Origin of the sequence: Snodgrassella sp. ESL0323 (assembly GCF_013346865.1) — a bacterium.
Lineage (GTDB): Bacteria > Pseudomonadota > Gammaproteobacteria > Burkholderiales > Neisseriaceae > Snodgrassella > Snodgrassella alvi.
The window spans coordinates 25,842-32,124 of the sequence record NZ_JAAEDT010000007.1 but is presented as its reverse complement, the minus strand read 5'-3'; the positions used below and the strand labels follow the sequence as shown (position 1 = coordinate 32,124).

Annotated in this window: 14 protein-coding genes and 1 pseudogene; 1 reads left to right on the top strand and 14 read right to left on the bottom strand. The window is 36.7% G+C overall.

The features are described 5' to 3' along the window. Positions 1–166 precede the first annotated feature (166 nt). The 13 genes and pseudogenes from GY065_RS01195 to GY065_RS01145 all read right to left on the bottom strand — a co-directional run bounded on the left by GY065_RS01195 (position 167) and on the right by GY065_RS01145 (position 5,389). The gene (locus tag GY065_RS01195) at positions 167–340 is read right to left on the bottom strand and encodes a hypothetical protein (protein ID WP_174832756.1); all 174 of its coding nucleotides are present in this window, start codon (positions 338–340) and stop codon (positions 167–169) included. A gap of 467 nt (positions 341–807) precedes the next feature. After that, the gene (locus tag GY065_RS01190; RefSeq protein WP_174832754.1) at positions 808–1,302 is read right to left on the bottom strand and encodes a hypothetical protein; all 495 of its coding nucleotides are present in this window, start codon (positions 1,300–1,302) and stop codon (positions 808–810) included. Then, entirely contained in the window at positions 1,289–1,681 is a 393-nt protein-coding gene (locus tag GY065_RS13165) for a hypothetical protein (protein WP_174832752.1), read from the bottom strand. The genes GY065_RS01190 and GY065_RS13165 overlap by 14 nt, the downstream gene beginning before the upstream one ends. Continuing rightward, on the bottom strand, positions 1,682–1,765 hold the full coding sequence (locus GY065_RS13500; RefSeq protein ID WP_371731921.1) for an RHS repeat-associated core domain-containing protein: 84 nt from the start codon (positions 1,763–1,765) through the stop codon (positions 1,682–1,684). Positions 1,766–1,772: 7 nt separating this feature from the next. Continuing rightward, the gene (locus GY065_RS01180; RefSeq protein WP_371731920.1) at positions 1,773–1,979 is read right to left on the bottom strand and encodes an RHS domain-containing protein; all 207 of its coding nucleotides are present in this window, start codon (positions 1,977–1,979) and stop codon (positions 1,773–1,775) included. A 439-nt stretch (positions 1,980–2,418) separates the two neighbouring features. After that, entirely contained in the window at positions 2,419–2,793 is a 375-nt protein-coding gene (locus tag GY065_RS01175; protein WP_174832750.1) for a hypothetical protein, read from the bottom strand. Positions 2,794–3,127: 334 nt separating this feature from the next. After that, positions 3,128–3,337 (bottom strand): annotated as a pseudogene (locus GY065_RS13495) (RHS repeat-associated core domain-containing protein); the annotation flags it as partial. A gap of 15 nt (positions 3,338–3,352) precedes the next feature. Beyond that, a complete protein-coding gene (locus GY065_RS13490; RefSeq protein WP_371731919.1) occupies positions 3,353–3,439 on the bottom strand; it encodes an RHS domain-containing protein in 87 nt (28 codons plus the stop codon). A 349-nt stretch (positions 3,440–3,788) separates the two neighbouring features. After that, on the bottom strand, positions 3,789–4,103 hold the full coding sequence (locus GY065_RS01165) for a hypothetical protein (RefSeq protein ID WP_174832748.1): 315 nt from the start codon (positions 4,101–4,103) through the stop codon (positions 3,789–3,791). Beyond that, a complete protein-coding gene (locus GY065_RS01160) occupies positions 4,100–4,243 on the bottom strand; it encodes a hypothetical protein (protein ID WP_174832746.1) in 144 nt (47 codons plus the stop codon). The genes GY065_RS01165 and GY065_RS01160 overlap by 4 nt, the downstream gene beginning before the upstream one ends. Positions 4,244–4,367: 124 nt before the next feature. Then, a complete protein-coding gene (locus tag GY065_RS13485) occupies positions 4,368–4,505 on the bottom strand; it encodes an RHS repeat domain-containing protein (RefSeq protein ID WP_370578547.1) in 138 nt (45 codons plus the stop codon). Further along, positions 4,502–4,963: an RHS domain-containing protein gene (locus GY065_RS01150; protein WP_174832744.1), complete on the bottom strand. Its 462-nt coding sequence runs from the start codon at positions 4,961–4,963 to the stop codon at positions 4,502–4,504. Before GY065_RS01150 ends, GY065_RS13485 begins: the two co-directional genes overlap by 4 nt. Positions 4,964–5,047: 84 nt before the next feature. Beyond that, positions 5,048–5,389, bottom strand: coding sequence for a hypothetical protein (locus GY065_RS01145; protein ID WP_174832742.1), 342 nt, complete (start codon positions 5,387–5,389; stop codon positions 5,048–5,050). Here GY065_RS01145 and GY065_RS01140 point away from each other — a divergent pair. Further along, on the top strand, positions 5,372–5,629 hold the full coding sequence (locus GY065_RS01140) for a hypothetical protein (RefSeq protein ID WP_174832740.1): 258 nt from the start codon (positions 5,372–5,374) through the stop codon (positions 5,627–5,629). The two genes, GY065_RS01145 and GY065_RS01140, sit on opposite strands and share 18 nt — an antisense overlap. A gap of 122 nt (positions 5,630–5,751) precedes the next feature. On the opposite strand, the gene GY065_RS01135 is transcribed toward GY065_RS01140, so the two are convergent. Then, positions 5,752–6,276, bottom strand: coding sequence for a hypothetical protein (locus tag GY065_RS01135; RefSeq protein ID WP_174832738.1), 525 nt, complete (start codon positions 6,274–6,276; stop codon positions 5,752–5,754). Positions 6,277–6,283 lie beyond the last annotated feature (7 nt).

The window sequence follows — 6,283 nt, the reverse complement described above, 5'->3', positions numbered from 1 at the left end:
GAGAAACATCTAAGGTATTTAATGCTTCAATAAATTCGGCCTCATTTTTAATCAGCCAATCCATTGGTAACTTCATCATAATATCTATTAGCTTAAGTTCATCCTCATAAGCAAGATAAGATGGTCTATTTTTTAAAAAATTATTAAGTATATTTTCATTCATAAGTTAAAAGCCTGAACCGTCTAATGGAATATGTGCCTTATTCTCATTACCTTTAAATTTTTCCCATTTTCCATCTGTTGTAAATACTTCTTGTTTTTTCCAATTTTTGTTCGGGATATCTGTAATCCTAACTGTCGGACCTTTAGCTGCATTACCATATATGCCATGTTGATACATCCACTCTCAACTAAATCAGCAGTATTAGTTGGACGTTTAGTAAAACGGCCAGTTTCATTATCATGCCAACGCTTCGATTTACTATTGTAACTACAACTTAGTCCAAGTGGGTCTAACCAGTTAAGCGAGTTAGGCGCATACTGATAAAGATTGTATCCTCCTCTTAGTCCAATCAGATCTGGCTAGGTAGAGCGGCCTGTATCTGGATCGTAGTATCTAAAAGTATTGTAGTGCAGTCCGGTTTCTCTGTCTCAATACTTTCCCTGATACCGCAGATTTTGATTGGGTCGGGATATGTGTGGTTTCCAGTAACTATTTCTTATAGTTAGAAGCTAATTTTATTTGCAATTTAATTAATTTTGTCAATTAAAAATTGCTATGGATTTTAAGTATCCTACAAAACCTTATTATTTATATTTAAATAGCAATAAAAATAATTAAGAGAGATATCCGTTTCTTAATTAATATTATATCTTCGATGATGAGTCGAAATAAATCTGTCCTATCTCACGAACATCTTCATCATTACTTTCTAAAGCTAGAATAGCAAGCTTTTGGGATAACTCATCGCTTATAGAATTAAATAAATACATAAATATTCCAAATCTTTGATAATCTTGATCATCGAAGACATATTTAGAATATGACCAAATATTTTTTTTTAACCACTCTCTATCCATGGATAAAATAATATCTTGACATAACTTGGTTTTTCCATCTAAGTTTTTCATTATTTCTATAATATTTGGTAGTAAACTAACTTTTATTTCTTCTGATAATTGCTTAATAATATATAATAAAGATGCATTTATATCACCTGTTAAATTTTTTTTTATTAATTTTACTAAATTAGGACATTCCGATAATAAAAATATATTATTTAATAAGTTATCTTGTAATTTTATACATTCATCAAAAAGAATTTGCATTTGATTTGATTTACACATTTTATTTTTTTCCAATATGTTCCCAAGGTAAGGAATTATATAATTCAACATAAATTTCAGGCTTCATTGGTTTCGTCGGATATATTGTTGCATGACCGGGTGACATTGTTCCACCTACATCTTGACCATCAAATTTGACAGCTAATCCATTAGGTAAAGTAGTTCCTTCTGGAATTTTATGGTAATTTCCAGTTAATGGTAATTGTTCTGGAGTTTTAAATGTTGAAGCACCGCCTTGATTTGGTGTAGTTAATCCATTTTTGTCTAAATATAAATCAGCTTTTTGTCCAGGCTTTAAATTGTACCCATCAATTCTAAGTGCTCTCGGCTTTGATTTATTGCCTGTAGCATATAAATTTGAATTTGTAATACAACTTAAACCATATTTATCCACTCAAATCAATGCATTGGGTGCATACTGATAAAGATTGTATCCTCCTCTTAGTCCTATCGGATCAGGCTGAATAAAGCGACCTATATCCGGATCATAATACCTGAAAGTATTGTAGTGAAGTCCGGTTTCTCTGTCTAAATACTATCCTCTGATATCTCAGGTTCTGTTGTATCTCTCTATGGGCAATCTCCTGTTTCGGTTTGCCCCACAGCTGGTATGAGCATTCCCAGACGATTTTACCAGCCTCATCCGTTAGTTCCTCCAGTATGCCGTTCAAGTCGGTATGGAGGTAGTAGATGTGTTGTTCCTGATTACTGTTTCTGTCTATTCACGCCAGCGGTTCATAACTGTCGGTGTCAGTATACAGGTACAGGCTTTGCTGTCGGGTCAGTTTGGTTCCCTCAATCATTCTTAAACCATCACACATAAAGCTGGTACGAGATTATAAGGTTGGCTGTCTTTGTCCAGCCGGTATTTTTCAAAACGTCATTCTAATGCATTATAGACATAGCACCCTAACGATGGGTGCAATCCAGTTCTTCTATACATAATTCGATGAGGTGGTGTTCGGCATCATAGTGGTAGTACTGAGTGCTACCGGTAGTTTGTTTGCTGCTGATGTGGCCATGAGCGTCGTACTGGTATTTACATCCTCTAAAGCTCGGTAACTTGTTACAGCGAATCAGATTTTAGAAGAGTAAATGCAATGCTGTGCGGTTTAGCAAGCCTTCTAAATTTTAAAAATTAATTAAATTATCATTTATTTTGCAAAACCATATCCATCCATCATGATGAAAAAAGAAAGCAATTTTTTTGTCTGGGCAAATTAAAAGACTATCGTCACGGATATCATGAAAATCATCTACTCTTAATTCTAATTTATTTGAATAAAAATCATAATAATATCCAGATTTGATATTATATTTCTTAATAATCTCTTTAAATTTCTCTAAGGCATTATTATCAATAATATCACAATTATTGTTCAGATGTTTATCAAGATCTTTGATTTTATCAGCGAATTTTTCCCATTTCCCATTTGCTAGATATTGCCAACGTTCTTTTCTGTTCTTAGAAATAAAATTATCAATAAAAAAATTTAAAGGATTCATAATTAATCTCATTAAAAAATATGATGCGTATTTGCAATATTATCATTCACGTTGGTATGTATATCTGGTTTCTGTCCTTCATAAAAATGCGGTTTAGGATGTTTTAGAATATGGATGTGATTCTGGCTTTTTATAATTTTGTTGTTGCTTATACACCGTTCTTTCCTCTCCATTTCTTATATTCACTATCAGTGGCATTATGAGGTGGATGCTTAGGTGGTATCGGTCTTTTTCTTCCATGGTGTGCATGTGCAGTTGCTCCTTTAGCTTTTTTTCTTGATGAATAACGAACGCTTCTATTTTGAGCTTTTCCGCAGAAAGTCTGACGTAGTACTCACGGATCGATCCAAGTAAGCGCATTAGGTACATACTGATAAAGATTGAGTCCGCTATCTAAACCAATCGGATCCGGCTGGGTAAAGCGGCCTGTATCCGGATCGTCGTACCTGAAAGTATGGTAGTGCAGTCCGGTTTCTCTGCTGTCTGAATACTGCCCCTGATACCTCAGGTTCTGTTGTATCTCTGTATGAGCAATCTCCTGTACCGGTTTGCCCCACTGCTAGTATGAGCATTCCCACACAATTTCACCGGCTTCATCCGTCAGTTCTTCTGGCATGCCGTTCAGGTCGGTATGGAAGTAGTAGATATGCTGTTCCTGATTACCGTTTCTTTCTATCCGCGCCAGCGGTTCATAGCTGCCTTTATCGGTATACAGATATAGACTCCGCCGTTTGTCTGCGCTGCTTTCCTAGCTATTTTTTTGATTACATATCGAGCTAGTTGGCCGCGGTATCGTTGCAAGGTTTATCAATAGTATTGATTGCATCAACTTCCGATCAACCAGTGACATGTTAATGATAATTACTATATTCAGGTTTACTTTGGTATTTGCTTTCGAAGTTATTAAGGTTGTTATATGGTAGCGATTCAGTTGCTTAGTTTGTTAAGCTAGTGCCATTGTGATAGCTAACTAGATAATGTCAATAAAATTTTTATCATTTTGCAACAAAAAATTCATCTACATATGTAAAATCAAACTCGGTCAAGTATTGGTAGTAACCTATATAAAATTCATTTTCATTATATATATTAAAACGTAATTCAAAAACTGGTTCTGTATAGAATCCAGTTAGAATTATGCTAAGACTTTCTTTAAAAGAAAGAAATTGAATATCCTTTTTATTTTTGATGCCTAAATCCATATAATATTCATTAAGAATATTTTTTAACCTAATGCTTGCTATATCTTTTAATCGATGAAGTATATAATCAATATTACTCTCTATTATATAGTCTGGCAAATTAATCATTTCCAATGTCCTTGATTTCTATCAAAAATAATATGTCCATTTGGTTGTTGCTTTCCATATATTCTCGAATCACCACCTTTACCTAAAATTTTTAATCTATGGGTGTAACCTACCTTTGTCAAAGGTTCTGTGCTTTTCAATTTGATTATTCCCTGATTAGCTGTGGGTGCAACTATCCCTTTCTGTTGTACTGATTGGAATTTTTTCTTTAGACTAGAATCTAAGTCTTTCCGTACTTTTCTTGATATCCAACTAGTTTGCTTCTTAGAAGTTCCATCTGACCTTTTTTACTTTACATTTTAATCCCCACGGATCGACCCAAATCAGCGCATTCAAAGCATACTGATACAAATTAAATCCGCTGGCCAATCCAATCGGATCGGTCTGAGTAAAGCGGCCTATATCCGGATCGTAGTATCTAAAAGTATTGTAGTGCAGTCCGGTTTCTCTGAATACTGTCCCTGATACCTCGGGTTCTGTTGTATCTCTTGATGGGCAATCTCCTGTATCGGTTTACCCCACAGCTGGTATGAACATTCCCAGACGATTTCACCGGCTTCATTCGTCAGTTCCTCCGGCAAGCCGTTCAGGTCGGTATGGAAGTAGTAGATGTGTTGTTCCTGATTACCGTTTCTGTCTATCCGCGCCAGCGGTTCATAGCTGCCTTCGTCAGTATACAGATACAGGCTCTGCCGTTCGTCTGCATTGCTTTCCTGAATCATCTGCATCCTGTCCCACAGGAAGGTGGTGCGGTTGCATGGTTTGCCGTCACGGTCCAGCCGGTGTTTTTCAATCCGCCGGCCGAGGGCATCGTAAACGTAGCCGTAGCGTTCAGTATGGTTCAGCTGTTCGATACGCACTTCGGTCAGGCGGTGTTCGGCATCGTAATGGTAATACTGGGTACCGCTGGCGGTTTGTTTGCTGTGGGTACGTCCGTGTTCGTCTTAGCTGTATTTCAGTCCGCGGAAGCTGAGCAGCTGATTAAAGCGGATCAGGTTTTGATTGCTTTCTTCTTCACCGCGTCTTCTATCCAGCAGGTTGGCCGCAGCATCGTATTGCAGGGTTTCCCAGTAGGATTCGTTGCGGCAGCTTTCGATGCGTCCGGTTACGTCGTAGCGGTAATCGCTCTGTCCCTGTCGGTTGTGTTTTTTGCTTACCAGCCGGTCCAGATTGTCGTAGCTGTAGTTGCGGTCCAGTATGTTATCTGGCAGGATGCCTGCTCCCGGACGGCTGGTCTGTTTGCCGGTCAGGCGGCTGCTGCGGTCGTATTGAAAACTGGTATTCATTCTGCCCTGGCTGCGCAGGGTTTCCCGGTGCAGGTGGTCGCGCTCGATGTCGCTGATAATCTGACCGTCCAGGTTAATCTGGTGCAGATGGCCGGAACCATAATACAGTTTGTTGATGGTACACCCGTCCGGCAGGGTGGCGCCAATAAGCTGGCTGGCAGCGTTGTACTAGAAATATGTGATAATTTCAATGTTTGTCAACAAGTACAAAATATACTCTTATTTTATTTTCATAAATAAGGTGGGCTGGGTACCCACCTCTGCAGTAAATCAAAAAGCTATAACGGATTATTGGAGAAACTATACGTTTTTATATAGTCGATTATCCAAAGAAAAAATACATAAAATTATCTACAAACAATTTAGAAGAAAGATTTTTTGTTTAATTCCTCTTCAATTCTTAATAAATATTCAGGTTTATAATTAAAATCACCATCAGCTACATCACCGCCAAACTCAACCTCTTCCACTTTAATAAGGTTTGAATAAATATCTAAAAAATCACTTAATGAGTCAGTTAATTTATACATATCCATCTGTACACTACCATAAACAGGAGATTTAATGTCAGATGAATCACATAACAACACATCACCATTACGTTCAGCAAATATGATATAACTACCTTTCCATTCTGGATCATTATCCCAGCCATCAAGGATATTTTTCAATTGATTTTTTTCGATAAATCGAATATATAAATCGTTTCCTAATATTGGCCCATCTTCAAGTATCATATGATCATAAAAATATAGAATCTCACCAGTTAATGGAAGGTCAATTTTATCAGCTTTCACTTTCGTATTAGAATACTTCATTACCCCCAAACTTGTATTACTATTTTGAAATATTTCTGCAAATTTACGCAGACTATTATCAATAAACATATATTTT